The following is a 26716-nucleotide window of genomic DNA, read 5'->3' as shown; positions in this document are numbered from 1 at the left end:
GCCAGAGCCGTGGGCCGCGGCGACTCAGTTCATCGTCGCCGGCATGTCGAGCTTCGCGACGCCCGGCAGCACGCACGCGGCAATCGCGTCGCTGATCGCGTCGATCGCGGGCATCCGCGTGAAGCTCTTGCGCCACACGAGCACCACGCGGCGATCGGGCACCGGTTCGTTGAACGGCACGTACGACAGCAGCTCCGCATCGGGGCCGTTCGCGCGCGGGCCGACCTCGGCGACCGACATCCGCGGCAGCACGGTGATGCCGACGCCGCTCGCGACCATGTGACGGATCGTCTCGAGCGACGAGCCCTCGAAGGTTTTCTGGATGCCGTCGGCCGTCTGCGAGAAGCGCATCAGCTCCGGGCACACGCCGAGCACGTGATCGCGGAAGCAGTGGCCGTTGCCGAGCAGCAGCATGGTTTCCTGCTTCAGGTCCTCGGCGTCGATTTCCACGCGCTTCTCCCACGGATGGCCGGCCGGCAGCGCGACGACGAACGGCTCGTCGTACAGCGGTCGCACCATCAGGCCGGTTTCCGGGAACGGCAGCGCCATGATCGCCGCGTCGATCTCGCCCTGCTTCAGCAGTTCGAGCAGCTTCAGCGTGTAGTTCTCCTGCAGCATCAGCGGCATCTGCGGGACACGCTGGATCATCTGCTTGACGAGCGTCGGCAGCAGGTACGGCCCGATCGTGTAGATCACGCCGAGACGGAACGGGCCGACCAGCGGGTCCTTGCCCTGCTTCGCGATCTCCTTGATCGCGAAGGTCTGCTCGAGCACGCGCTGCGCCTGCGTGACGATCTGGTCGCCGATCGGCGTCACGCTCACTTCGCTCGCGCCGCGCTCGAAAATCTGCACGTTGAGCTCGTCTTCGAGCTTCTTGATCGCCACCGACAGCGTCGGCTGGCTCACGAAGCATGCTTCGGCCGCGCGGCCGAAATGCCGCTCACGCGCAACCGCGACGATGTATTTCAATTCAGTCAGCGTCATTGTGGGTCAATCAGAGATATACAGGCGATAGGTTTAATTTATACACCCTCTGGCACCGGTTCGCCAAGTTTCTCTGCATCGCGACGCATCGATTGGCGCTTCGGATCCGGCCCCAAACCGGTGGATCAAGCCTTCAGGTACTGCTCGCGCGCGCCGAGCCAGCGCGCGAGATGCTGCGTGACGACCTCGGGATAGCCGTCGATCAGCCGCGTCGCGGCCTCGCGGGCCGGGTCGATCAGCCAGCCGTCGGTCTCGAGGTTCGCGAAGCGCAGCATCGCCGCGCCCGACTGGCGCGCGCCGAGGAATTCGCCGGGGCCGCGGATTTCGAGGTCGCGCCGCGCGATCTCGAAGCCGTCGGTCGTCTCGCGCATCGTCTTCAACCGCTCGCGACCGGTAATCGACAACGGGCCCGTGTACAGCAGCACGCACACCGACGCCGCGGTGCCGCGCCCGACGCGGCCGCGCAGCTGGTGCAGCTGCGCGAGGCCGAAGCGTTCAGCATGCTCGATCACCATCAGCGACGCGTTCGGCACGTCGACGCCGACTTCGATCACGGTCGTCGCGACCAGCAGCTGCACGTCGTTGCGCGTGAACGCTTCCATCACGGCCGCCTTGTCGGCCGGCGACAGCCGGCCATGCACGAGCCCGACCTTCAGCTCGGGGAGTGCGGCGATCAGCGTCTCGTAGGTCTCGACGGCCGTCTGCAGCTGCAGCGTCTCGCTCTCCTCGATCAGCGGGCACACCCAGTACACCTGGCGCCCGGTCAGCGCGGCCTCGCGCACGCGGGCGATCACCTCCTCGCGCCGCGCGTCGCCGACGAGGCGCGTCAGCACGGGCGTGCGGCCCGGCGGCAGTTCGTCGATGGTCGAGACCTCGAGATCCGCGTAGTACGTCATCGCGAGCGTGCGCGGAATCGGCGTGGCCGACATCATCAGCTGGTGCGGCTGGAAATCGCGCGCGCCGTTGGCCGCGTTCGCGGCCTTCGCGCGCAGCGCGAGACGCTGCTCGACGCCGAAGCGATGCTGCTCGTCGACGATCACGAGGCCGAGCCGCGCGAATTCGACCGTGTCCTGGATGATCGCGTGCGTGCCGATCACGAGCTGCGCGGTGCCGAGCGCGGCCGCCTCGATCGCCGCGCGCTTGTCCTTCGCCTTCAGGCTGCCCGCGAGCCACGCCACCGTGACGCCGAGCGGCTCGAGCCATGCGCGCAGCTTGCGCGCGTGCTGTTCCGCGAGGATTTCGGTGGGCGCCATCAGCGCGGCCTGGTAGCCGGCGTCGATCGCCTGCGTGGCGGCCAGCGCCGCGACGACCGTCTTGCCGCTGCCGACGTCGCCCTGCAGCAGCCGCTGCATCGGGTGCGCGAGCGTGAGGTCGTGCGCGATCTCGTCGACGACGCGCGACTGCGCGCCCGTCAACGTGAACGGCAGCGCCGCGTAGAGCCGGGTCGTCAGCGCATCGGCATCGCTCGCGGTGCGGCGCGGCATCGCGGGCGCCGCACGCGTGCGGCGCTCCTCGTGCGCGCGCTTGAGCGACAGTTGCTGCGCGAGCAGCTCCTCGAACTTGATGCGCGTCCACGCCGGATGCGAGCCGTCCATCAGCGCGGCTTCGTCGGAATCGACGCGCGGATGATGCAGGATCCGCACGGCCTGCTCGAGCGACGGCACGCCGAGCGGCTTCAGGTACGCGCGATCGATCTCGGGCGGCAGCAGCTCGGGCAGCGGCGTGCGCTCGACCGCGTTCTCGATCGCCTTGCGCAGATAGGCCTGCGACACGCCGGCCGTGCTCGGATAGACGGGCGTGAGCACCTGCGGCAGCGGCGCATCCGCTTCGACGACGCGCACCGCCGGATGCACCATCTCCATCCCGAAGAAGCCGCCGCGCACGTCGCCGCGCACGCGCAGCCGCTGGCCGACGGCCATCTGCTTGACCTGCGAGCCGTAGAAATTCAGGAAGCGCAGCACCAGGAGCTCGCCGTCGTCGTCCTGGATCTTCACGACGAGCTGGCGGCGCGGCCGGTACGCGACCTCGTTGTCGAACACGACGCCTTCGGTCTGCGCGATGCCGCCCGGCAGCAGCTCGCCGATCGGCGTGAGCGTGGTTTCGTCCTCATAACGCATCGGCAGATGCAGCACGAGATCGATCGAGCGCGTGAGGCCGAGCTTCGCGAGCTTGTCGACGGTCTTTACCGGTTTGTCGGCGGCGGCCTTCTTCTTGCGCTTCGCACCGGCCGCACCGGCTTCGTCGCTCGCGGCGGCGCCGTCGGCATCGGGCGCGGCGGCGGCCGGCTGCGCGAGCCGCCCGTCGGCGCCGCGCTTCGGCCCGGCGCGGCGCGGCGCGGTGCGCGGCGGCTCGGCAGGCTCCTGCGCGCTTTGCGCGGGGAGCGCGGCATCCTCCGCGTCGAACGGATCGGCGGAATCGGCAACGGTGGCGGTGGAACGGCGTGGTGACACAGGCATCGGATCGTCTGGGTGCTTCGCAAGGCAAGTACAATAGCGGCTTTCACGTCGTCCGAACGAACGACGCCGGCCAGGCCGCGCATCCCGTCATCATAGCGGCTCGCGCGCCCCATTTACGCGTTTCCGCCCTGCCGGCAACGCTCGCCGGCCGTTTCGAACCAGCCCGCATGTTCACGCTTTCCGATTTCGATTTCAATCTGCCGCCCGAGCTGATTGCACAAACCGCGCTGCCCGATCGCACCGCGAGCCGCCTGCTCGAGGTCGACCGCACCGTCGAGCCCGCGCGCCTCGTCGACCGCAAATTCGCCGAGCTGCCGTCGTGCATCGCGCCCGGCGACCTGCTCGTCTTCAACGATACCAAGGTGCTGAAGGCGCGTTTCTTCGGCCAGAAGGCCAGCGGTGGCAAGATCGAGGTGCTGATCGAGCGCGTGACGGGCACCCACACGGCGCTCGCGCAGATCCGCGCGAGCAAGTCGCCGGGCGCCGGCACGACGCTGCGCCTCGCCGACGCGTTCGACGTGACGGTCGGCGAGCGCGTCGAGCCGTTCTTCACGCTGCACTTCCCCGAGCCGTGCCTCGTGCTGATCGAGCAGTTCGGCCGCCTGCCGCTGCCGCCGTATATCGAGCACGATCCCGACGCGACCGACGAGACGCGCTACCAGACCGTCTACGCGAGCAATCCGGGCGCGGTCGCCGCGCCGACGGCCGGGCTGCACTTCGACCAGCCGCTGCTCGACAGGCTCGACGCGATGGGCGTCGAGCGCGCGACGCTGACGCTGCACGTCGGCGCCGGCACGTTCCAGCCGGTGCGCGTCGACAACATCGCCGAGCACAAGATGCACAGCGAGTGGTACGACCTGCCGCAGTCGCTGGTCGACCGGATCGCTGCGACCCGCGCGCGCGGCGGCAACGTGATCGCGGTCGGCACGACGTCGATGCGCGCGCTCGAAGCCGCCGCACGCACGGCCGACGAAGCGGGCCGCCCGCTCGCGGCGACGCAGGCCGAAACCGACATCTTCATCACGCCCGGCTATCGTTTCCGCGTGGTCGACCGGCTCGTCACGAATTTCCACCTGCCGAAGTCGACGCTGCTGATGCTCGTGTCCGCGTTCGCGGGCGTCGAGACGATCCGCGCCGCTTACCGGCACGCGATCGACCAGCGCTACCGCTTCTTCAGCTATGGCGACGCGATGCTGCTCACGCGGCGCGACACGCCGGAGGCGGCTGGCGTGCAAACCAGCGCATAAGCGCGACGTACGCGTTTTTTCCCCGCCGCCGGGTGCCCGGCGGCGTTTCCAACATGCGCCGGACTGTTCTCCGGTAGCAAGGAGCACGACACGATGACCGAAGGTTCATCCCACGATACGCACGCCCCCGTGCAGGACCGCCCGGCAAACGGGCTCGAATTCGAACTGCTGACGACCGACGGCCACGCGCGCCGCGGCCGCGTGAAGCTCAACCACGGCGTGGTCGAAACGCCGATCTTCATGCCGGTCGGCACGTACGGCACCGTGAAGGCGATCCAGCCGCGCGAGCTGCACGAGATCAAGGCCCAGATCATCCTCGGCAACACGTTCCACCTGTGGCTGCGCCCGGGCCTCGACACGATCGACGCGCACGGCGGCCTGCACGCGTTCATGGGCTGGAACAAGCCGATCCTGACTGATTCGGGCGGCTTCCAGGTGTTCTCGCTCGGCGACCTGCGCAAGATCACCGAGGACGGCGTCACGTTCGCGTCGCCGATCAACGGCGACAAGCTGTTCCTGTCGCCGGAAGTGTCGATGCAGATCCAGAAGGTGCTGAATTCCGACGTCGTGATGCAGTTCGACGAGTGCACGCCGTACGCAACCAACGGCGTGCCGACGACGCACAAGGAAGCGGCCGACTCGATGCGCATGTCGCTGCGCTGGGCGAAGCGTTCGCTCGACGAGTTCGACCGGCTCGGCAACCCGAACGCGCTGTTCGGAATCGTCCAGGGCGGGATGTTCGAGGACCTGCGCGACGAATCGCTCGCGGGCCTGTCGGAACTCGGCTTCCATGGCCTCGCGATCGGCGGGCTGTCGGTCGGCGAGCCGAAGGAAGACATGATGCGCGTGCTGCGGCACGTGGGCCCGAAGCTGCCGGCCAACAAGCCGCACTACCTGATGGGCGTCGGCACGCCGGAGGACCTGGTCGAGGGCGTCGCCAACGGCGTCGACATGTTCGACTGCGTGATGCCGACCCGCAACGCGCGCAACGGCTGGCTGTTCACGCGCTTCGGCGACGTGAAGATCCGCAACGCGACGCACAAGAACTCGCTGAAGCCGCTCGACGCGAGCTGCACGTGCTACACGTGCCAGAACTTCTCGCGCGGCTACCTGCATCACCTGCACCGCGTCGGCGAAATCCTCGGCGCGCAGCTCAACACGATCCACAACCTGCACTACTACCTGCAGCTGATGAGCGAGATCCGCGACGCGATCGAAACCCATACGTTCGACGCGTTCCGCCAGCGCTTCGCGGAGGATCGCGCGAGAGGCGTCGACTGACGGGCCGGCGGGCCGCGCGGCGGCCCGTCACATAGGACGAGTACTAAATAACGCGTTCCAGTCGCCCGTCACGACCGCCAAATATTACAATTGCCTTTCCAAACAAGTCGCAACGGTGTCGGTTCGCGCTTTAACAGCTTGATCCGACAGCGCATTTGCCGAGCCGTTTGCGCATGGGGCCGGTGGTAGAATAACCGGCTTATTTTTCGAAGTTCCCCTACGGAGAGACCAACGTGCCGTTCATTTCCAATGCCTTCGCGCAAGGTGCCGGTGGCGCCGAATCGAGCCTGATGAGCTTCCTGCCGCTCATCCTGATGTTCGCTGTGCTCTACTTCATCATGATCCGTCCGCAGATGAAGCGGCAGAAGGAGCACCGCAACATGCTCTCGGCCATGGCCAAGGGCGACGAAGTCGTCACGAGCGGCGGCCTCGTCGGCAAGGTGACGAAGGTCACCGAAGGCTACATCGGCGTCGAGATCGCCGAAGGCACTGAAATCACCGTGCAGAAGGCTGCGGTCACGACCATTCTGCCGAAGGGCACGATCAAGTCGCTGTAAGCCCTTCACCGAGCGTCCGGCTCCCCGCGCCGTGCCCGCCTGAGAGAGCGGGCCGCCGCGGCGCCGGACGCGACGCTTTCACGCCAACCACCCGTTCGGCCCCCTCATGAATCGTTATCCACTCTGGAAATATGTCGTGATGGTCGTGGCGCTCGCCATCGGCTTTCTGTACACATTGCCCAACTTCTTCGGCGAAGCGCCGGCGGTGCAGGTGTCGAGCGGCAAGGCCACGGTCAAGCTCGACTCGACCACGCTGACCCAGGTCGAATCCGCGCTCGCCTCCGCGCAGATCACGCCGGACGACGTCACCTTCGAGAACACGGCGACCAACGCGAACATCCGCGTGCGCCTGAAGGACACCGATACGCAGCTGCGCGTCAAGGACCTGCTGCAGAAGTCGCTGAACGCCGATCCGAACGATCCGCAATACGTCGTCGCACTGAACCTGCAGAGCGCGTCGCCGCGCTGGCTGACCGCCCTGCACGCGCTGCCGATGTATCTCGGCCTCGACCTGCGCGGCGGTGTCCACTTCCTGCTCCAGGTCGACATGACGGGCGCGCTCACGAAGAAGCTCGACTCCGACGCGTCCGACGCGCGCACGCTGCTGCGCGACAAGAACATCCGCGACGGCGGCGTGAGCCGCGTCGACCAGTCCGTCGTCGTCAACTTCAGCGATGCGCAAACGGCGGAAGATGCCCGCAAGGTGCTCGCGCTGTCGATCACCGAACTGCAATGGGCGACCCAGCCCGGCGGCGGCGGCACGCAGGTCGTCGGCACGTTCACGCCGGCCGTGCAGAAATCCGTCGAGGACGCCGCGCTCAAGCAGAACCTGACCACGCTCCACAACCGCGTGAACGAACTCGGCGTGTCGGAGCCGATCCTGCAGCAGCAAGGCAGCGACCGCATCGTCGTCGAACTGCCGGGCGTGCAGGACACCGCGAAGGCGAAGGACATCATCGGCCGCACCGCAACGCTCGAAGCACGCCTCGCCGATCCGATCAACACGCACCCGAACCCGAACGACCCGGTGCCGCCGGGCGAGGAACTGTTCACGCAGGGCATCCAGGCGCCGGTGCTGCTGAAGAAGGACGTGATCTTCACGGGTGACCGCATCATCGATGCATCGGCCGGTTTCGACGACCACCAGCGTCCGTCGGTCAACATCCGTCTCGACTCGGCGGGTGGCCGCTCGGTGCGCACGGTGTCGCGCGACAACATCGGCAAGCCGATGGCGATGGTGCTGTTCGAGAAGGGCAAGGGCGAAGTGCTGACGGTCGCGACGATCCAGTCCGAACTCGGCGACCGCTTCCAGATCACGGGCCAGCCGACGCCGCAGGCCGCGGCCGACCTCGCGCTGCTGCTGCGCGCCGGTTCGCTCGCCGCGCCGATGGACATCATCGAGGAACGCACGATCGGCCCGAGCCTCGGCGCCGACAACATCCGGATGGGTGTCCACTCGGTGATCTGGGGCTTCTGCGCGATCGCCGTGTTCATGATCGCGTACTACATGCTGTTCGGCGTGGTGTCGGTGATCGGCCTGTCGGTGAACCTGCTGCTGCTCGTCGCCGTGCTGTCGCTGATGCAGGCCACGCTGACGCTGCCCGGTATCGCGGCAATCGCACTCGCGCTCGGTATGGCGATCGACTCGAACGTGCTGATCAACGAGCGCGTGCGTGAGGAACTGCGCGCGGGCCAGCCGCCGCAGCTCGCGATCCAGTCCGGCTACGCGCATGCGTGGGCAACGATTCTCGACTCGAACGTCACGACGCTGATCGCCGGCCTCGCGCTGCTCGCGTTCGGCTCGGGCCCGGTGCGCGCGTTCGCGATCGTGCACTGTATCGGTATCCTGACGTCGATGTTCTCCGCGGTGTTCTTCTCGCGCGGGCTCGTCAACCTCTGGTACGGCGGCCGCAAGAAGCTGAAGTCGCTCGCGATCGGCCAGGTGTGGAAGCCGGAAGGCGCCGCAGCCCCCGCCTCGTTCGACGCGGCGGACGAATCGACCGACACCGCGCGCGCCGCGAAGCTCGCCGCCCCCGCGAAGGGCAATGCGCCGCGCACCGGCAAGCCGCAGCTGCGCAACCGCGCGCAGCAAGGCGTGTCGCCGAAGAAACCGGGCTCGACCCAATAAGGCCCCGGAGACGAGACCATGGAATTTTTCCGCATCCGTAAAGACATTCCGTTCATGCGGCACGCGCTGGTGTTCAACGTGATCTCGCTGGTCACGTTCCTCGCCGCCGTGTTCTTCCTGTTCCACCGCGGGCTGCACCTGTCCGTCGAATTCACCGGCGGTACGGTGATCGAAGTGCAGTACCAGCAGACCGCGGAACTCGAACCGGTGCGCGCGACGCTCGGCAAGCTCGGCTACGCCGATGCGCAGGTGCAGAACTTCGGCACGTCGCGCAACGTGCTGATCCGGCTGCAGCTGAAGGAAGGCCTCACGTCCGCGCAGCAGAGCGACCAGGTGATGAACGCGCTGAAGGCGCAGAGCCCGGACGTCACGCTGCAGCGCGTCGAGTTCGTCGGCCCGCAGGTCGGCCGGGAGCTCGCGACCGACGGCCTGCTCGCGCTCGCGTGCGTCGTGATCGGCATCGTGATCTACCTGTCGTTCCGCTTCGAATGGAAGTACGCGGTCGCCGGCATCATCGCCAACCTGCACGACGTCGTGATCATTCTCGGCTTCTTCGCGTTCTTCCAGTGGGAGTTCTCGCTGGCGGTGCTCGCGGCCATCCTCGCGGTGCTCGGCTACTCGGTCAACGAGTCGGTCGTCATCTTCGACCGGATCCGCGAAACGTTCCGCCGCGAACGCAAGATGAACGTGCAGGAAGTGATCAACCACGCGATCACGACCACGATGTCGCGCACGATCATCACGCACACGTCGACGGAAATGATGGTGCTGTCGATGTTCTTCTTCGGCGGCCCGACGCTGCACTACTTCGCACTCGCGCTGACGGTCGGCATCATGTTCGGCATCTACTCGTCGGTGTTCGTCGCGGGCTCGCTCGCGATGTGGCTCGGCATCAAGCGCGAAGACCTGATCAAGGACAAGAAGACCGCGCACGATCCGGACGATCCGAACGCAGGCGCGCAGGTTTAAGCAGCACGCCGCTTCGGCAAACGCAAAAAAGGCCGGTCCGACAGGACCGGCCTTTTTTCATGCGCGGGCCGCGGCCCGCCTCGGCCGGATCGCGGCAGTCCCGCCGGGGCGTCGGCTACAATCGTCGGCGTCCCGCCCCCGCCACCCGTCCGAGACTGCGGCTTCCATGATGCCTCCCGCGCGTGCCGTTCTTCGCCTCGCCCTCTGCAGCGCAGCCGTCGCGGCGGTCGCCATGCCATTCGCGCCGCCGGCCCGCGCGCAATCCGCCTCCGCCCCACCCGCCGCGTCGCAGCCGTCGCCCTGCCCGCCCGACTGGGAACCGCAGCTCTGCGAACTGAAGGCGGCCGTCGAAGTACTGAAGAAGCAGCACCTGACCGACGTCGACATCGGCGCGCTGCTCGACGCCACCGTGCACGACGGCATGAAGACGCTGCCGTACGCGCGCTTCTTCAACGCGAAGGAGGAGCAGGAACGGCGCGACGACGAGCGGCGCGCGCGCGATGGCACACCGGCCATCGGGATCGTCTTCGAGACGCGGCCCGACGGGCTGCACATCATCGACGTGATTCCCGACGCGCCCGCCGAGAAGGCCGGCGTGCGTCCCGACGATCTCGTGGTCGCGATGAACGACAGGAGCGTCGTCGGCATCGACAGCAGCGAGCTCGTGAAACTCGCGAAAGGCGACGCGGGCGTCCCGCTGAAGCTCACGGTGCAGCGCGGCCCGAACCATGCGGTGCTGAACTTCGCGCCCGTGCGCGCGATCGTCAAACCGCATCCGGCGATTGCGAAGCGGCTGGCCGGCGACATCCTGTACACGCGACTGTCGAGCTTTCCGGAACCGGCGGTCGGCGACTACATCGATGCCGTGCAGGCCACGCGCCGCGCCGGCCCGCCGGTGAAAGGCATGATTCTCGACCTGCGCATCAACGGCGGCGGCGCGCTCAATGCGGCGATCGGCATCACCGCGCTGTTCGCGGGACGCGACCGCACCGCGATGGTGACGGTCGAGCGCGGCGACGCCAACCGCCGCCGCTTCTCGACCAACTGGCCCGACTACGAACTGCCGGTGATGCACGGGCAGGATCCGCTCGCGCCACTGCAGGCCGACGACTGGTGGCGCACCGTGCCGCTCGTCGTGCTCGTCGACGGCCAGAGCGCGTCGGCCGCCGAAGCGACCGCGGCGGCGCTGAAGGATCTCGGCCGGGCGAAACTGCTCGGCATGCCGACCTACGGGAAGGGGCTCGCGCAGACCGGTGTCGACCTGATCGACGGCACGCGCCTGAATTTCACGTTCGCGCGCAACCTGCGGCCCAACGGCTGCCCGATGGACGGTTACGGCGTCGTGCCGGACTGGCTCGTGCCACCGCGCCGCGACTCGGACGTCGACGGCGTGCTGCTGTGGTACCGGGAAGCCGATCTCGCCCGCGCGCCGTATGCGGACCGGCTGGCGCCCGACCCGTTCGCGCACGTGCGCAAGGAACGGCAGGCACTGCGGGAGCAGCGCGTGCGCGCGAAGGTCGATACGTCGAAAAGCGCGGCGCTGCCGCAGCGCGCGTTCGGCACGGCCGGCGATTGGCAGTTGCAGCAGGCGCTCGCTGCACTCGCGGGGCGCCCCGTGCGGACCGTCGACGCGCCGGCGCAGCTGATGCCCGCGCAGCCCGTGTGCGAGCGCGGCGGCAGCTGACGCGCCGCCGCCTGCCCGGTCACCGGAACGTCACCGGAACCCGAACCGCCGGCGCAGCACGATCAGCGCCGCGAGGCTCAGCACGGCCGCGAACATCAGGTAGAAGCTCGGCGCGGTCTTCAGCCCGGTCGCGCGGATCAGCCACGCGATGATGAACGGCCCGAAGCCGCCGAAGATCGTCACCGCGACGTTATACGCGAGCGACATCCCGGTCGTGCGCGTCTGCACCGGGAACACCTCGGACAGCAACCCCGGCAGCGCCGCGAAGTAGCCGGTCATCAGGAACGCGAGCAGCACCTGCAGTGCGATCAGCGTGCCGAAGCCCGGATGCGCGACCAGATACGCGAACGCCGGATAGATCAGCACGAGGATGCCGATGGCCGGCGCGACCATCACGCGCACGCGGCCGTAACGGTCCGACCAGTGGCCGACGAGCGGCGCGAACGCCATCTGGATCACGCCGACGACGAGGATCGCCGCGAACGCCGCGGACGGTGCGAGGCCAAGCTGCTTCACGCCGTAGGTCGGCATGAACAGCACCAGATAGGTCGCGACGGTACCGAGCACGACCACGCCCATCGCGGCGACCAGGCGCGCCTTGTGCGACGCGAACGTGTCGCGCAGCGGGTTCGCGGTGCCTTCGGCCGCGAGGAATTCGGGCGTCTCGTCGACCTTCGTGCGGATGTAGTACGCGACGGGCCCGAGCAGCAGGCCGAAAAAGAACGGCACGCGCCAGCCCCACGCGGCCATCTGCGCGGCCGTGAGCTGCGCGTTCAGCACGGTGCCGAAGCCGGCGGCAAGCAGCGTCGTGAGCCCCTGGCTCGCGACCTGCCAGCTCGCGAAGAAGCCGCGCCGGCCCGGCACGTGCTCGGCGAGGAATGCGGTCGCGCTGCCGAACTCGCCGCCCGCCGAGAAGCCCTGCATCAGCCGCGCGGCGACGAGGATCACCGGCGCCGCGACGCCGATCGTCTCGTAGGTCGGCAGCACCGCGATGATCAGCGTGCCGACCATCATCAGCAGGATCGACAGCGTGAGCGCGGCCTTGCGGCCCGCGCGGTCGGCATACGCGCCGAGCACGATCGCGCCGAGCGGCCGCATGAAGAACGACACGCCGAACGTGCCGAGCGTGAGCAGCAGCGACACGGTGTCGTTGCCGGCCGGAAAGAACAGCTTCGCGATCGTCACCGCGAAGAAGCCGTAGACGACGAGATCGAACCACTCGAGCGCATTGCCGATCGACGCGGCGACCACCGCGCGCCACACGCGCGGCGACGAGGCAATGGAACGGGACTGCGTGGCGGCATGCATCGGCGATCTCCTTGTCGTTGTACGTTCTGTTCGAGGCGGCCGCTTGCGGCACCGTCGGCCTGCCCGGCGCCGCGGGCGGCGCTCGGGCGATTATAGGCGCGCAAAAAAATACCGCCGCGCCCCCGGCAACGGGAACGCGGCGGTTGGCTCGCGCCGGGCTGACCCGGCCGGAAACCTTACTGCTGCTTGATCGCTTCGGCCGTGATCAGCAGCTTCGTCTTCATCTTGAAGCCGTATTGCTTGCCGTAGTCGAGGCCGAAATCGTCGCGGCTGAATTCGCCGACCGCGTCGACGCCGCACACTTCACGCTTGAGCATCGGGTGCGGCATGCACTTGAACGAGTCGATCTTCAGCGTCACCGGCTTCGTGACGCCATGCAGCGTCAGGTTGCCGACCACCGATACCGGCTTGTCGCCGTCGAACTTGATCGTGCCCTTGTAGTTCGCCTGCGGAAACTTCGCGACGTTGAAGAACTCGTCCGTTTGCAGATGCTCGTCGAGCTTCGCGCTGCCGGTGTGGATCGACGCGATGTCGGTCGTCACGTCGACCGTACCGGTCTTTGCCGCGCGGTCGAGCGTCACGGTGCCGCTCGACTTGTCGAACTTGCCGCGCCAGACCGACAGGCCGCCCATGTGGTCGCCCTCGAAGCTCGGGTACGTGTGAGCCGGGTCGAACTGGTACGTCGCGCTGTCGGCGAACGCCGAGAACGACAGCGAAGCGGCCAGCGCGCCCGCGGCGATCATCAGATGCTTTTTCAACTCTTTCTCCTTGGAACGGCGCCGCGCCCTCGCGCGGCATTCAGTGAGGTGACAGGCCGCCGCTTACTTCGTGGCGACGAGATGGAACTTGATCTGCACTTCGTCCGCGACGACCGACGTGTCCTTCCATTCGCCGGTGCCGACGTTGAACGTCGAACGCTTGATCGGCAGCACGCCGTCGAAGGTCTGCGTCGCGCCGCTCTGCGTGACGGTGACGGGCACCGTGACGGTCTCGGACTTGCCCTTGACCGTCAGCTTGCCGGTCACGTTGTACTTGTTGCCGCCCGCCGGCGCGATCGCCGACGACACGAACGTCGCCTGCGGGTAGGTCTTCGCGTCGAACCAGTCCTTGCCGGCGACCTGGTCGTTGTACATCTTGTCGCCGAGGTCATAACTCGCGACGTCGATCGTCATCTGGGCGCTGCCCTGCGCGGCCTTCGCCGGGTCGAACTTCACCTGAGCGGAAAACTTCTTGAACGCGCCTTCGGTCGGCACGTTCATCTGCTTCGACACGGCGGACACCTTGCTCTTCGCGAGATCGACATCGGCGAGCGCCGCGCCCGACGCGACAAGTGACACCGCGGCGAACGCGGTCAGCATGGAGCGGGAGAAAGACACTTTCATGGGATCCTTCATTTGGCAAAGGGAAGCATCCGCGACAGCAGGCCGTCGCGGTCCAACAGCTGGTGCTTGAGCGCGGCGACCACGTGCAGCGACACGAGCGCAAGCAGAATGTAATTCAAAGACACGTGGAGCGTCTTGAAGGTTTCCTTCAGCACCGGATCGGGGTCGATCAGCCGCGGCAGCGGCACGATGCCGAGATAGACGACCGGGATGTTCGCCGCCGAGCTGTACAGGTAGCCCGTGATCGGGATCACCAGCATCAGCAGGTACAGCAGGAAGTGCACGCCGCTCGACGCCGCGCGCTGCCATGCCGGCGTATCGCCCGGCAGTGACGGCGGCACGTGGGTCGCGCGCCACAGCACGCGCACGACGGCCAGCACGAATGCCGTCACGCCGATCCACTTGTGCCACGAGAAGTACTTCAGCTTCGTCGGCGTGAAGCCGGGGATGTCCGTCATCACCCAGCCGAGCGCGAAGCCGCAGACGATCAGCAGCGCGATCAGCCAGTGCAGCGCGATCGCGGTCTGCGTATAGCGTACCGGCTTGGCCGGCAGCGAATTCGATGCCATCTTGGATTTCCTCAGTTCAGCGAACAGCCGCGCCGGGCAGGAGTCCGACGCTTGTCAAGGGCGCCATGCTACCGCAACCTTTTGACGTGCGCGGACTCTGAGGACAGGCGTGCCAGCCGCCTGACGGTTTCCTGTCATGTTACCGCTCGGTCACTCAACATGCGATCGTTGACACGCCGAAAAAGGCCTTTTGGTAAGATTGGCGCGGGTTCCGGCCCCGTCGACGCGTCCCCCCGCCGTCGCACAACCGCATTTTCCATGCAACGAAACGACCTGATTGCCTGTCACGAGTGCGACGCACTGTTGCACAAACCGCGCCTCGGCGGCCGCGAAATCGCGCGCTGCCCGCGCTGCGACGCGCTCCTCTATCGCAACAGCGCCGCGCAGATCGAGCGGATCTGCGCGCTCGCGCTCGCGGCGCTGATCACGTTCTCGATCGCGCAGGCGTTCCCGATCCTCGAAATGGATGTGAACGGCAACCGCGTGCAGACGACGCTGATCGGCGCGATCGACTCGCTGTGGCGCCAGGACATGGCGATCGTCGGCGTGATGGTGTTCTGCTCGACCGTGCTGTTCCCGCTCGTCGAGATGGCCGCGCTGCTGTACCTGCTGCTGCCGATCCGCCGCGGCGTCGTGCCGCCCGGCTTCAACCTGGTGCTGCGCGCGATCGAGCTCGTGCGGCCATGGGGGATGATCGAAGTGTTCATGCTCGGGATCCTCGTGACGATCGTCAAAATGGTGAGCCTCGCGCGCGTGGTGCCGGATGCCGCGCTGTTCGCGTTCGCCGCGCTCACGCTGATGATCGCCGTCGTGCTGATGTTCGATCCGCGCACGCTGTGGGACATCGCCGACGACCTGCGCGCCGGGCGCGCGCCTGAATCGCCGGCGCAACCCGACGACGCCGCGCCGCTGCCCGAGGCCGCCCGCCGATGACGACACCGACCGCCGCCCGCGAAGGTTATGCGAGCTGCCACTCGTGCGGGCTCGTGCAGACGCTCGACCGGCCGCACGCGCATTGCGCGCGCTGCGGCGCCGTGCTGCATTTCCGCATCCCGAACAGCATCATGCGCACGTGGGCGCTGCTGCTCGCTGCCGTGATCCTCTACATTCCCGCGAACCTGCTGCCGATCATGCGCACGTCGTCGATCGTCGGTTCGCAGGAAGACACGATCATGAGCGGCGTCATCTATTTCTGGGTGTCGGGCGACTGGCCGCTCGCCGTCGTCGTGTTCGTCGCGAGCATTCTCGTGCCGATGCTCAAGCTCGGCGTGCTGACGATCCTCGTAATCAGCTCGCAGCGCCGCTCGCCGTGGCGACCGATGCAGCGCACGCGCCTCTACCGGATCGTCGAGCGCATCGGCCGCTGGTCGATGCTCGACATCTTCGTCGTGACGCTCACCGTCGCGCTCGTTCATTTTCGTTCACTCGCCGTCATCACGGCCGGCCCCGGCGCACTTGCGTTCGGCTCGGTCGTGATCCTGACGATGCTCGCGTCGATGCAGTTCGATCCCCGCCTGATCTGGGATCCAGTCGAAAACTCAGGAAATCTCAATGAATAGTCCACAAGGCCCGCAGCACGACGCGCCCCGGCCGCCCGATCCGACGATCTCGACGAAAAGCGGCTGGCTGCCGTCGCTCGTCTGGCTCGTGCCGCTGATCGCCGCGCTGATCGGCATCGGCCTCGTGATCAAGTCCGTGCGCGAGCGCGGCCCGGAAATCACGCTGAGCTTCCACACCGCCGAAGGGCTCGAGCCCGGCAAGACCCAGGTCAAGTACAAGGACGTCGAGATCGGCACGGTCAAGACGATCAAGCTGTCGAAAGACCTGTCCCGCGTGCTCGTCCAGGTGCAGCTCAAGAAGGAAGCCGAGGACTTCGCGGTCAAGGGCTCGCGCTTCTGGATCGTGCGTCCGCGCATCGGCGCGACCGGCGTGTCGGGGCTCGGCACGCTGCTGTCCGGCGCGTACATCGGCGTGGACGCCGGCCGCTCGCAGGATTCCCAGACCGACTTCACGGGCCTCGAGACGCCGCCGGCCGTCACCGGCGACCAGAAGGGCACGCAATACGTGCTGCGCGGCGATTCGCTCGGCTCGGTCGACATCGGCTCGCCCGTCTACTACCGCCGCGTGCAGGTCGGCCAGGTGGTCGGCTTCTCGCTCGACAAGGACGGCACGGGCGTTACGTTCAACGTGTTCGTCAATGCGCCGTACGACCAGTACGTCGGCGTGAACTCGCGCTGGTGGCAGGCGAGCGGCGTCGACCTGCGGCTCGATTCGAGCGGCCTGAAGCTGAACACGCAGTCGCTCGCGACGGTGATCCTCGGCGGCATCGCGTTCCAGACACCGCCGAACCAGGGCAGCGGCACGACGGCGCCGAACAACACGACGTTCCGCCTGGGCTCCGACGAGGGCGACGCGATGCGCGACCCGGACGGCCAGCCGCTGCAGGTCGTGATGAACTTCAACCAGTCGCTGCGCGGGCTCGCCGTCGGCGCGACGGTCGACTTCCGCGGCATCGTGCTCGGCGAAGTGACGAATATCGGCATCGACTTCGATCCGAAGTCGAAGAACTTCATGATGCCGGTGACGATGAACGTGTATCCGGAGCGCCTCGGCCGCCGCTTCCGCGAGTCGATCGAGAGCAAGGGCGAACCGGCCCGCCGCGAGATCGTCGAGCGGCTCGTCCAGCACGGGCTGCGCGGCCAGCTGCGCACCGGCAACCTGCTGACGAGCCAGCTGTACGTCGCGCTCGACTTCTTCCCGAAGGCGCCGGCCGCGAAGCTCGACACGTCGCGCCAGCCGCTCGAGCTGCCGACCGTGCCGAACACGCTCGACGAACTGCAGCTGCAGGTCGCCGACATCGCGAAGAAGCTCGACAAGGTGCCGTTCGACCAGATCGGCGCGAACCTGAACAGCGCGCTGTCGAACGCCGACAAGCTGTTCAAGCAGCTCGACACGCAGGTCGCGCCGGAAGCGCGCGACACGCTGTCGGCCGCGAAGCAGACCTTCTCGACCGCCGAGGCAACGCTGCAGCAGGATTCGCCGCTGCAGTCCGACGTGCGCGGCGCGCTGAAGGAACTCACGCGCACGCTGCAATCGCTGAACGCGCTCGCCGACTATCTGGAGCGTCACCCCGAATCGCTGCTCAAGGGCAAGCCAGGAGATCAACAATGACGACACGCGTGAACGGTTTCGCGAGCGGCGCGGCGGCGGCCATCGCCGCACTCGCGCTCGCCGCGTGCAGCTCGCCGCCCGCGCGGTTCTACACGCTCAGCCCGGCCGACGCCGCAGCGCCGGTACGCACCGCGCCGGCCAACCCGGCGTTCCTGATCGAGGTGCCGTCCGTCGGCGTGCCCGAGCAGGTCGCGAAGAACCAGCTGGTCGTGCAGAAGAACGCCGCGCAGGTCGACGTGCTCGAGCAGGAACGCTGGGCGTCGCCGCCCGCCGACGAGATCCGCCGCGCGCTGTCCGACGATCTCGCCGCGCAGCTCGGCACGATCGACGTCGCGAATTCCGCGTACCCGGCCGGCGTGCCCGTGTATCGCGTCAGCGTGAACGTGCAGCGCTTCGAGTCGTGGCCCGGCAAACGCGCGGCGGTCGACGCCGTGTGGAGCGTGCGCTCGCTCGGCACGCAGGCCGTGATGACCTGCCGCACGAGCGTCGCGGAACCGGTCGCCGACGGCTATGACGCGCTCGTCGCCGGCCACCGGCGCGCGCTCGACGTGATTGCCACGCAGGCCGCGGCCGGCGTGCGCGCGATGGCCGCACGCCGCGGCGCGACCGCGCCGCAGACCGGCAGCAAGACGGCCGCCGCGCCGGTCGTGCCGTGCCCGGCCAACCCGACGTCGGGCAGCGACGGCGCGACAGGCAAGTCCGGCGCATAAGCGCGCGGCGCGCAGGCGAACGTCCGAAGCGGCGTTCGTCCGCGCGGCTGCGTCCGGCCCGGTGCGGCCGATCGCGATCGCCGGCAGCCACCGGCATGATCCGGCCGCAGCCAGCCTCGCCCCGCCGTCATCGGCCGAACGGCCGGTTTGCATTGTTTGTCAAAGTCGGCCGGAACCGGCGTCAATCAACGCGGTCGGCTTGCGTTTTCCGGCCCGATTGACGATCCTACGCACTTTCAGGCTCGCGCCGCCCGTCGGGCGCGCCAGTCAGCGGCGCCGGGCCGCGTTCGGCCCGACCGCCGTGCCTCCCGGCGCCTGCACGCGATCGGCGTGCATCGCAGCGGGGCAGCCGCATCGCGGGTCGCCGCGCATCGTCCGGCAACCGGCCCCGTCTCACCCGTTCTCCCCGGCGCCGTGCCGAATTCCCGGCAGGCATCCCGAACCCGCCCGTCCAGGGCTTTCGCTATTCCGTTTATGTTTCGTTCCCTGACGACCCTGATCAAGAAGTGGCGCGCGTCGCGCAATGCCGGTCACCAGCTCGATGCGCTGCTCGCGCACGCCGATGCCGATGCGTCGTATGCCGAGCGCAGCGAATGGCTGATCGAACTCGCGCACTGGCTGCGCCGCGGCGGCACGATGCAGGCCGCGCAGGAAGCCGCGGCCGATCGCGACGCCGACGCGCGCGCGTATCCGGCTCATGCGCGGCTGCGCTACCTGTTCCACGTGCTCGATCGCAACCCCGCATGGAAAGCGCACGCCGCGCGCATCCTGCGCGGCGTCCTGCGCGATTGCGACGGCATCTCGCTGCTGTGCGACGCCGGCATGCCCGTGCACTCGGGCTTCTTCGGCGCGCTGTTCGAGCGGATCGACTCGTCGCTGATCCCGCCCGCGCCGAACCGCCGCGAGCTGTCGGCGCTGTTCACGCTGATGTTCCCGACGCCCGACGACGTGCAATGGATCGACGCGCTGCCCGACGACCTGCTCACGCGCCTCGCCGACCTGATCTCGTTCGACGTCACCGACGAGGAACGCCACGAGCCGGGTTCGTTCTCGCGCGACCTGCTGGCCGCGCTGCACAACCTGACCTGCCAGATCAGTTCGACCGGCCTGTCACAGACGGTGCGTAGCCGGCTGTCCGACGACGATGCGCGCAAGCCGCTCGAAACGCAGCCGTTCTACCGCCTCACGCGCGCGATGCTCGCGGTGGAGACCGCGCACGCGGCCGTCGAGGACGGCGGCGACCCGAGCAAGCTGCTGCATGAAGTGAACTACCTGCGCGTGCTGCTCGACGAATGCCGGATCGCCGTCGACGACGTGTTCTCGCACCTGTACCGCAACGGCGTATCGGTCGACATCGTGTTTCAGGTCGAGCGGATGCGCATGCGCATCCTGCGCGCCGAAACGCTGCTGAACGCGTGGATGGCGCGCGACGACCTGCACGGGATGGCGCGCCTGACGGCCGAACTGGTCGACGCGAACCAGAACAGCCAGAGCGTGACGCACCTCGTGCGCAGCAACTTCTCGCTGTTCGCGCGCAAGCTGGTCGAGACCAACGCGGATACCGGCGAGCACTACATCTCGCGCGGCCGCGCCGAGTACCTGAAGATGCTGCGGATGGCCGCGGGCGGCGGCCTCGTCACCGTCGCGACCGTGTGCGTGAAGTTCGCGATCACGGGCGCGCACCTGCAATCGATGCTCGAAGGGCTGCTCGCGGGCGTCAACTACGCGGCCAGCTTCATGCTGATGCACTTCCTGCACTTCACGCTCGCGACCAAGCAGCCCGCGATGACCGCGCCGACGCTCGCCCGCGAGCTCGACGACACCGGCCACGACGAAGGCGTGAAGACGTTCGTCTCGTCGGTGATCGCGCTGATCCGCACGCAGGCGGCCGCGATTTCCGGCAACGTGCTCGTCGTGCTGCCCGTGTGCCTGCTCGTGCAATTGTTCGCGGGCAACGTGCTGCACGCAAACCTGATCTCGCCGGAGAAGGCGCACGCGACGCTGCACTCGTTCTCGCTGCTCGGCCCGACGCCGTTCTACGCGGCGCTGACCGGCGTGCTGCTGTGGGCGTCGAGCCTGCTCGCGGGCTGGGCCGACAACTGGTTCGTGCTGCACCGGGTCGGCGACGCGCTCACGTACAACCGCCGGCTGCGCCTCACGCTCGGCGCGGCCGGTGCCGCGAAGCTCGCGCACTTCTGCCGCTCGAACGTCGCCGGCGTGGTCGCGAACGTCGGCCTCGGCCTGATGCTCGGCCTGATTCCGGCGATCGTCACCGTGTTCATGTTCCCGTTCGAGGTGCGGCACGTGACGCTGTCGGCCGGCTCGATCGGAATCGCGCTCGGCGTGCTGGGCAAGGATGCGCTCGGGACGCCCGAGCTGTGGTGGGCCGGCGCCGGCGTGCTCAGCATGGCGATCCTCAACGTGCTCGTGAGTTTCGCGCTCGCGTTCACGATGGCCGTGCGCTCGCGCAGCCTGCGCCCGACCAAGGTGCGCGCGCTCGTCGCCGCGATCGTCCGCACGATGCTGTCGAATCCGCTCGCGCTGTTCTGGCCTGCCGGCGGCCAGGCCACGCGCGCCGGTCAGCCGGGCTCGCACTGAGCCTGCGGGGCGGTATGGCGGTGCCCGGCCGGGCGCCGCCACACCGGCCTCCCGGCACGCAATCGCGGCCGTCGCGCCCGCGTCGCCGCGCCGAAACGCCCCGCCCCGCGATGCAACCCCGGCCCCGGCCGCCCGCGCCGCGTACAATAGTGGACTTTTGCACGTCCTCCCCCGCCTTATGTCCTCGCCCACCCTGTACGAATTCTTCGCCCCCTGCCCGCGCGGCCTCGAAGCGGCGCTTGCCGCCGAGCTGGCCGAAATCGCCGGCCGACACCTGAACGGCGCGCCGTTCACCGCGGGCGCGCAGGTGCCGGGCGGCATCCATTTCAGCGGCGGCTGGGCGGCCGGCATGGCCGCAAACCTTCATTCGCGGATCGCGAGCCGGGTCCTGCTGAAGATCGCGCACCGCGCGTACCGCAACGAGCAGGACGTCTACGCGCTCGCGCTCGAGCAGCCGTGGGAGCGCTGGTTCGCGGCGACGCAGACGCTGCGCGTCGACATCACCGCGATCAAGTCGCCGCTGAAGAGCCTCGAATTCGCGACGTTGCGCGTGAAGGACGCGATCTGCGACCGGATGCGCGACAAGACCGGCGCGCGCCCGAGCATCGATACCGGTGCGCCGGACGTGCGCGTGTTCGCGTTCCTGACGGCCAACGAATGCACGCTGTACCTCGACACGTCGGGTGAGCCGCTGTTCAAGCGCGGCTGGCGTCTCGACAAGGGCGCGGCGCCGCTGCGCGAGAACCTCGCGGCCGGCATCCTGCGCCTGACGGGCTGGACGCCCGGCACCGCGCTGTACGACCCGATGTGCGGCAGCGGCACGTTCCTCGCCGAAGCCGCGCAGATCGCGCTCGGCGTGGCGCCCGGCGTCGAGCGCCGGTTCGGCTTCGAGAAACTCAAGCAGTACGACATCACCGCGTGGCAGGGCCTGAAGGTGCCGGCGCTGGACGCGAAGCGCGCGGCGCGCGGCAAGCGCGCCGACGCGCTTGGCGTGTACGGCAGCGACATCTCGGGCGACATGCTCGAGAAGGCGCGCGCGAACCTCGAACGCGCGGGCGTGCCGTCGGTGTGGCTCAAGCAGGTCGACGCGCGCGGAATGACGCCGCCGTGCGACGGCCCGGGCATCATCCTCGCGAACCCGCCGTACGGCGAGCGGATCGAAGTGCGCGGCCGCAGCGCGCGCGGCGAGGTGCGCGAAACCGGCCGCAACCGCGGCAACGACGACGCATTCCGCCGCACGCACACCGACGCGCCGGACAGCGAGTTCTTCAACGCGCTCGGCGATGCGCTGAAGCAGCGCTTCACGGGCTGGCAGGCATTCCTGCTGACGTCCGACCGTTCGCTGCCGGGCCAGCTGCGGCTGCGCGAATCGGCAAAGACGCCGCTGTTCAACGGCGCGCTCGAATGCCGGCTGTTCCGCTTCGACCTGATCGCCGGCAGCGTGAAGGCGCGCCCGGCCACGCCGGAAGGCGACGCGTAAGCAACGCTAGCGCGCGGGGCCGCCATCGCGGCGCCCGCGCGCGCCTCCCCCCGGTGCCGGTCAGTGCTTCGACTTCGACCAGCGCTCCATCGTGAACGGCAGCGCCTGCCCTGTCTCGAGCAGCGTCTTCAGGCTCGACAGCACGACCGGCCACCCGCCGCGAATCCCGCGATCCATCTCCGAACCGGCCACGAGCCCGTCGTGCGTGACGGTCAGCTTCACGACGCCCTCGAACGGCTCGACGAGATAGGTCACGCGCGATTCCTCGCCTTCCCCTGACGGCGTACGCCACGTGACGACCAGCCGGTGCGGCGGATCGTTCTCGACCACTTCGCCGACGATGTCGACACGCGACGGATCGTCGTAGTCCTGATGCTCCCACCGCGAGCCCGGCCGCCAGTCTGGCGACGCGTTGCGATGCCGCACCCAGTAGTCCTTCGTCAGCTCGGCATTGGTCAGCGCGTCGAACACGCGCTCGGGCGTCGCTGCGATGAAAGTCACGTACACAAAAGCGGGATTACCCATCGTCGTCTCCTGTCTCGCGGGCCGCTTCCAGCCCGCGCTTGAGATCCGCCAGCGCCTGCAGGCGCTGACGCTCGAACTTGCCGATCCAGCGTTCCGCGATGTCGTGGATCGGCACCGGATTCAGGTAGTGCAGCTTCTCCCTGCCGCGCCACGCGGTCGCGACGAGGTTCGCGGCCTCGAGCAGCGCGAGATGCTTGCTCACGGCCTGCCGGCTCATCGCGAGCCCGTCGCACAGTTCGGACAGCGTCTGGCCGTTTTTCGCATGCAGCAGGTCGAGCAACTGGCGGCGCGTGGCATCGGCCAGCGCCTTGAAAACGAGATCCATGCCGCTCCCGGGTCAATGGCTTTATTATGCAACCAAACGGTTGCATGTCAAGGGTGACAACTCTACTGACAATACGGTGTCAGCAGGCCGCGATCACACTGCAATCCCGGCGCAATGCAAGGCTGGTTTCCACACAGAACCCGAACGAACAAGGAGCTCGTCATGACGTCCGCAACTGCCACCGCAACCCTGGAGCGCGCGATCGCGTGGTTCGACATTCCGTCCCTCGATTTCGACCGGGCGATCCGCTTCTACGAAACCGTGCTGCAAACGACGCTGCAGCGCGAAGTCATCGGCGGCGTGCCGATGGCCACGTTCGATCGCGATGCGTCGAGCACGGGCGGCAGCATCGTGTTCGATCCGCAGCAGATGAAGCCGAGCGCGAACGGCGTGCTCGTGTACCTGAACGCCGGCGAGTCGGTCGTCGCGGCGCTCGAACGCGCGAAGCGCGCGGGCGGCATCGTGCAGGGCACGGTCGTCGAACTGCCGAACAACTACGGCTATATCGGCTACCTGATCGATACCGAAGGCAACCGCGTCGGCCTGCACGCGCCGAAATGCCATTGAGCGCATCGGCCATCGGGCCGGCGCGGCGCTATCATCGCGAAGTCCCCGTTGCTGAAGGAATCGAGGTGCTGCCATGACGCGCCGTGCCGACCGCCTGTTCCAGATCGCCGAGCTGTTGCGCGGACGTCGTCTCACGACCGCGCAGCAGCTTGCCGACTGGCTGTCGGTGTCGCCGCGCACGGTCTATCGCGACGTGCGCGACCTGCAACTGTCAGGGGTGCCGATCGAAGGCGAAGCCGGCATCGGCTACCGGCTGAACCGCAACGCGAGCCTGCCGCCGCTCACGTTCACGGCCGAGGAGCTCGCGGCGCTCGCGACCGGCGCGCGCATGCTCGAAACCTGGGGCGGGGCACGCTTCGCGAGCGGCGCCCGCTCGGCGCTCGCGAAGATCGCGTCGGCGATGCCGGCCGACAAGCGCACGGCGCTCGACCGCCTGCCCGTGTTCGCGCCGTCGTTCCACATCGACGAGACGTTCTGCGCGAAGGTCGACGCGATCCACCAGGCCATCGACACGCGCCACGTCGTCAGCTTCGGTTACCGCGACCGCCTCGGCGCGCATTCGCAACGCCGCGTGTGGCCGCTCGGGCTCGTCTACTGGGGCGGCCGCTGGACGATCGGCGCGTGGTGCGAGCTGCGCGACGATTTCCGCACCTTCGACATCGCACGGATGGGCGACATCACCGTGCACGAGCAGTTTCCGGACATGGAGGGACGGCGGATCGCCGACTACATGCGGATCGCGGAAGCGCCGATGCGCTGACGCGGCACGACGGCGGGCGCGCACCACGTGCGTGCCGCGCGCCGCCGCCGTTCGTTCCCTATCTCGCCGTTCCTACCCGCCGAACACCACCGGCCGCTTCGGCCGCTCGTCGACGTGCAGCGAAAACACGTCGGCACGCGCGTAGTGGCCGACGACGTCGAAGTCGTAGCGCGCACGCACGAGCTCGTCGGTATCGATACGCGCGGTCACGAGCCCGGCCTCGCCGATCAGCGGCTCCGTCAGCAGGTCGCCGAGCGGCCCGACGATCACGCTGCCGCCGCGGATCAGCGGCCGTTCGGGATCCCAGCCCGGCACGTCGATACCGAGCGCGCGCGGCGACGGCTGCACCTGGCACGCGCTCACGACGAAGCAGCGCCCCTCGTGCGCGATGTGCCGCATCGAGCTCTGCCACAAGTCGCGCTCGTCGACGGTCGGCGCACACCAGATCTGCACGCCTTTCGCGTACATCGCGCAGCGCAACAGCGGCATGTGGTTCTCCCAGCAGATCGCGGCGCCCGCGCGCCCTGCGGCCGTGTCGACGACCGGCAGCGTCGAGCCGTCGCCCTGCCCCCAGATCAGCCGCTCGGTGCCGGTCGGCATCAGCTTGCGGTGCTTCGCGACGAGCCCGTCGCGCGGATCGAAGAACAGCGCCGTGCAGTACAGCGTGCTGCCGCCGCGCTCGATCACGCCGACCACGAGGCTCGCTCCCGTGCGCTGCGACAGCGCGGCCAGCTCGTCGGTTTCGGGCCCCGGCACATCGATCGCCTGCGCGGCGTAGCGTCCATACGCGTCGCGACCTTCGGGCAGCCGGTAACCGAGCCGCGTGCCGAAGATCTCGCCTTTCGGATAGCCGCCGAGCACGGCCTCGGGCAGCACGACGAGCGACGCGCCGCTGTCGCGGATCGCGGTTTCGTAGCCGAGGATCGTATCGAGCGTGGCGCGCGTGCCGGCGGGTGATGCGCCGATCTGCAGCGCGGCGATGACGGATGTGGACATGAGGGCGTCTCCGGTGAATGGGATGCCGCCATCTTTATCGATAAGATGTCATCGATCAAATCGATAGAACGATAACTGTCATGAATGCGGATGATATCGCCGGCCTCGACCTGAACCTGCTGAAGGTATTCGAGGCACTGTACGAGGAAGGCGGCGCAAGCCGCGCGGCGCTGCGGCTCGATCTCACGCAGTCGGCCGTCAGCGCGGCGCTCGCGCGGCTGCGCGTGATCTATGCCGATCCGCTGTTCGTGCGCACTGGCCGCGGGCTCGCGCCGACGCCGCGCGCGGACGAGCTGAAGCCGATCCTGTCCGACGCGCTCGACCGCTGCCGCGAAAGCCTCGCGATCGCCGCCGACAGCGGCGACCGCGTCGGCCGCACGATCTCGATCGGGCTGTCGGACGACTTCGAGATCGCGCTCGGCCGCGCGCTGATCGACGCGGTCGCGCGAGAGGCCGCCGGCATCCGGCTGATCTTCCGGCAGACCCACAGCGGCATCGCCGGCGACGCGCTGCTGCGACACGGCGTCGATCTCGCGATCGCGTCGGGCGGCTTCTCGGCGAACGGGCTCAGCCGCCGCGCGGTCGCGACGGGCGGCTATGCGTGCCTGATCGATCCGGCCGCCCGCGCGCGGCCGCCGCGCACGCTCACGCTCGCCGATTTCCTGCGGCGCGACCACCTGCTCGTGTCGTCGGGCGGCGTGATCGGGATCGTCGACGAAGCACTGGCCGCGCTCGGCCACAAGCGCCGCGTCGCGGCATCGACCACGCATTTCGCCGCGTTGCCGTATCTGCTCGCCGGCTCCGACGCGGTGGCAACGATTCCCGCACACGCGGCGCGCGCGATCGCGCAATCGGCACCGCTGCGCGCGCTCGCGTGCCCGGTCGAGCTGCCGCGCTATCCGGTCGAAATCGGCTGGCGCACGAGCACGCAGCGCGACCCGGCGATCGTGCGCGTGCGGGACACGATCGCCGCCTGCGTCGCGAACCTCGTCGCACCATGAAAAAAGCCCGGCCGGCTT

At 68.4% G+C, this 26716-nt stretch carries 24 protein-coding genes; 15 read left to right on the top strand and 9 right to left on the bottom strand.

Going from position 1 to position 26716, the window contains the following annotated elements; all coding sequences use genetic code 11:
* Positions 1-24: 24 nt before the first annotated feature.
* Together H3H55_RS03350 and recG are read right to left on the bottom strand one after the other, a co-directional pair.
* Complete coding sequence (locus H3H55_RS03350) at positions 25-984, bottom strand: hydrogen peroxide-inducible genes activator (protein WP_048250800.1); 960 nt, start codon at positions 982-984, stop codon at positions 25-27.
* 125 nt (positions 985-1109) lie between these two features.
* The gene (recG, locus tag H3H55_RS03345; protein WP_193097652.1) at positions 1110-3440 is read right to left on the bottom strand and encodes an ATP-dependent DNA helicase RecG; all 2331 of its coding nucleotides are present in this window, start codon (positions 3438-3440) and stop codon (positions 1110-1112) included.
* A 167-nt stretch (positions 3441-3607) separates the two neighbouring features.
* Between recG and queA the strand changes: the two genes are divergently transcribed.
* From queA to H3H55_RS03315, 6 genes are all read left to right on the top strand, one after another.
* Positions 3608-4687: a tRNA preQ1(34) S-adenosylmethionine ribosyltransferase-isomerase QueA gene (gene queA / locus H3H55_RS03340; RefSeq protein ID WP_193097651.1), complete on the top strand. Its 1080-nt coding sequence runs from the start codon at positions 3608-3610 to the stop codon at positions 4685-4687.
* A gap of 93 nt (positions 4688-4780) precedes the next feature.
* Positions 4781-5968, top strand: a complete 1188-nt coding sequence (gene tgt / locus H3H55_RS03335) for a tRNA guanosine(34) transglycosylase Tgt (RefSeq protein WP_129513749.1) — start codon at positions 4781-4783, stop codon at positions 5966-5968.
* Positions 5969-6201: 233 nt separating this feature from the next.
* Positions 6202-6525 (top strand): preprotein translocase subunit YajC, encoded by a 324-nt coding sequence (gene yajC, locus H3H55_RS03330; protein WP_048250795.1) that lies wholly within the window; start codon positions 6202-6204, stop codon positions 6523-6525.
* A 106-nt stretch (positions 6526-6631) separates the two neighbouring features.
* Positions 6632-8653 carry a protein translocase subunit SecD gene (secD, locus tag H3H55_RS03325; RefSeq protein WP_129513748.1) on the top strand — a complete coding sequence of 674 codons (2022 nt, stop codon included), beginning with the start codon at positions 6632-6634 and terminating at the stop codon, positions 8651-8653.
* An 18-nt stretch (positions 8654-8671) separates the two neighbouring features.
* Positions 8672-9622, top strand: a complete 951-nt coding sequence (gene secF, locus H3H55_RS03320; protein WP_048250793.1) for a protein translocase subunit SecF — start codon at positions 8672-8674, stop codon at positions 9620-9622.
* A gap of 166 nt (positions 9623-9788) precedes the next feature.
* The gene (locus H3H55_RS03315) at positions 9789-11306 is read left to right on the top strand and encodes a S41 family peptidase (RefSeq protein WP_193097650.1); all 1518 of its coding nucleotides are present in this window, start codon (positions 9789-9791) and stop codon (positions 11304-11306) included.
* A gap of 30 nt (positions 11307-11336) precedes the next feature.
* Here the strand turns inward: H3H55_RS03315 and H3H55_RS03310 are convergent, their stop codons facing one another.
* The 4 genes from H3H55_RS03310 to H3H55_RS03295 all read right to left on the bottom strand — a co-directional run bounded on the left by H3H55_RS03310 (position 11337) and on the right by H3H55_RS03295 (position 14565).
* Positions 11337-12614 carry an MFS transporter gene (locus tag H3H55_RS03310; RefSeq protein WP_048250791.1) on the bottom strand — a complete coding sequence of 426 codons (1278 nt, stop codon included), beginning with the start codon at positions 12612-12614 and terminating at the stop codon, positions 11337-11339.
* 176 nt (positions 12615-12790) lie between these two features.
* Entirely contained in the window at positions 12791-13372 is a 582-nt protein-coding gene (locus tag H3H55_RS03305; protein WP_129513745.1) for a YceI family protein, read from the bottom strand.
* A gap of 63 nt (positions 13373-13435) precedes the next feature.
* Positions 13436-13996, bottom strand: coding sequence for a YceI family protein (locus H3H55_RS03300; protein ID WP_129513744.1), 561 nt, complete (start codon positions 13994-13996; stop codon positions 13436-13438).
* Positions 13997-14004: 8 nt separating this feature from the next.
* A complete protein-coding gene (locus H3H55_RS03295) occupies positions 14005-14565 on the bottom strand; it encodes a cytochrome b (RefSeq protein WP_193097649.1) in 561 nt (186 codons plus the stop codon).
* A gap of 258 nt (positions 14566-14823) precedes the next feature.
* Between H3H55_RS03295 and H3H55_RS03290 the strand changes: the two genes are divergently transcribed.
* The 6 genes from H3H55_RS03290 to H3H55_RS03265 all read left to right on the top strand — a co-directional run bounded on the left by H3H55_RS03290 (position 14824) and on the right by H3H55_RS03265 (position 22524).
* Entirely contained in the window at positions 14824-15498 is a 675-nt protein-coding gene (locus H3H55_RS03290) for a paraquat-inducible protein A (protein ID WP_129513742.1), read from the top strand.
* A complete protein-coding gene (locus tag H3H55_RS03285; RefSeq protein WP_129513741.1) occupies positions 15495-16124 on the top strand; it encodes a paraquat-inducible protein A in 630 nt (209 codons plus the stop codon). The genes H3H55_RS03290 and H3H55_RS03285 overlap by 4 nt, the downstream gene beginning before the upstream one ends.
* Positions 16117-17736, top strand: coding sequence for an intermembrane transport protein PqiB (locus tag H3H55_RS03280; protein WP_193097648.1), 1620 nt, complete (start codon positions 16117-16119; stop codon positions 17734-17736). The genes H3H55_RS03285 and H3H55_RS03280 overlap by 8 nt, the downstream gene beginning before the upstream one ends.
* Positions 17733-18446 (top strand): membrane integrity-associated transporter subunit PqiC, encoded by a 714-nt coding sequence (locus H3H55_RS03275; RefSeq protein ID WP_193097647.1) that lies wholly within the window; start codon positions 17733-17735, stop codon positions 18444-18446. Before H3H55_RS03280 ends, H3H55_RS03275 begins: the two co-directional genes overlap by 4 nt.
* Positions 18447-18920: 474 nt before the next feature.
* Positions 18921-21044, top strand: coding sequence for a site-specific recombinase (locus H3H55_RS03270; RefSeq protein WP_129513738.1), 2124 nt, complete (start codon positions 18921-18923; stop codon positions 21042-21044).
* 178 nt (positions 21045-21222) lie between these two features.
* Positions 21223-22524 carry a THUMP domain-containing class I SAM-dependent RNA methyltransferase gene (locus tag H3H55_RS03265; RefSeq protein WP_193097646.1) on the top strand — a complete coding sequence of 434 codons (1302 nt, stop codon included), beginning with the start codon at positions 21223-21225 and terminating at the stop codon, positions 22522-22524.
* A gap of 60 nt (positions 22525-22584) precedes the next feature.
* Here H3H55_RS03265 and H3H55_RS03260 read toward each other — a convergent pair whose 3' ends face one another.
* Positions 22585-23049, bottom strand: a complete 465-nt coding sequence (locus H3H55_RS03260; RefSeq protein WP_129513736.1) for an SRPBCC family protein — start codon at positions 23047-23049, stop codon at positions 22585-22587.
* On the bottom strand, positions 23042-23374 hold the full coding sequence (locus H3H55_RS03255) for an ArsR/SmtB family transcription factor (protein ID WP_129513735.1): 333 nt from the start codon (positions 23372-23374) through the stop codon (positions 23042-23044). The genes H3H55_RS03260 and H3H55_RS03255 overlap by 8 nt, the downstream gene beginning before the upstream one ends.
* Before the next feature lie 162 nt (positions 23375-23536).
* Here H3H55_RS03255 and H3H55_RS03250 point away from each other — a divergent pair, with 162 nt between their 5' ends.
* Positions 23537-23941, top strand: coding sequence for a VOC family protein (locus H3H55_RS03250; RefSeq protein ID WP_048250823.1), 405 nt, complete (start codon positions 23537-23539; stop codon positions 23939-23941).
* 73 nt (positions 23942-24014) lie between these two features.
* Complete coding sequence (locus H3H55_RS03245) at positions 24015-24701, top strand: helix-turn-helix transcriptional regulator (RefSeq protein ID WP_069746174.1); 687 nt, start codon at positions 24015-24017, stop codon at positions 24699-24701.
* 72 nt (positions 24702-24773) lie between these two features.
* On the opposite strand, the gene H3H55_RS03240 is transcribed toward H3H55_RS03245, so the two are convergent.
* Positions 24774-25697, bottom strand: coding sequence for a carbon-nitrogen hydrolase family protein (locus H3H55_RS03240; protein ID WP_193097645.1), 924 nt, complete (start codon positions 25695-25697; stop codon positions 24774-24776).
* A gap of 80 nt (positions 25698-25777) precedes the next feature.
* Between H3H55_RS03240 and H3H55_RS03235 the strand changes: the two genes are divergently transcribed.
* Positions 25778-26698 (top strand): LysR family transcriptional regulator, encoded by a 921-nt coding sequence (locus H3H55_RS03235; RefSeq protein ID WP_048250771.1) that lies wholly within the window; start codon positions 25778-25780, stop codon positions 26696-26698.
* The last annotated feature ends 18 nt before the right edge of the window (positions 26699-26716 follow it).

It is taken from the genome of Burkholderia sp. Z1 (assembly GCF_014893795.1).
GTDB lineage: Bacteria > Pseudomonadota > Gammaproteobacteria > Burkholderiales > Burkholderiaceae > Burkholderia > Burkholderia theae.
The sequence above is the reverse complement of the archived record's forward strand: the minus strand, read 5'-3'. Positions and strand labels throughout refer to the sequence as shown.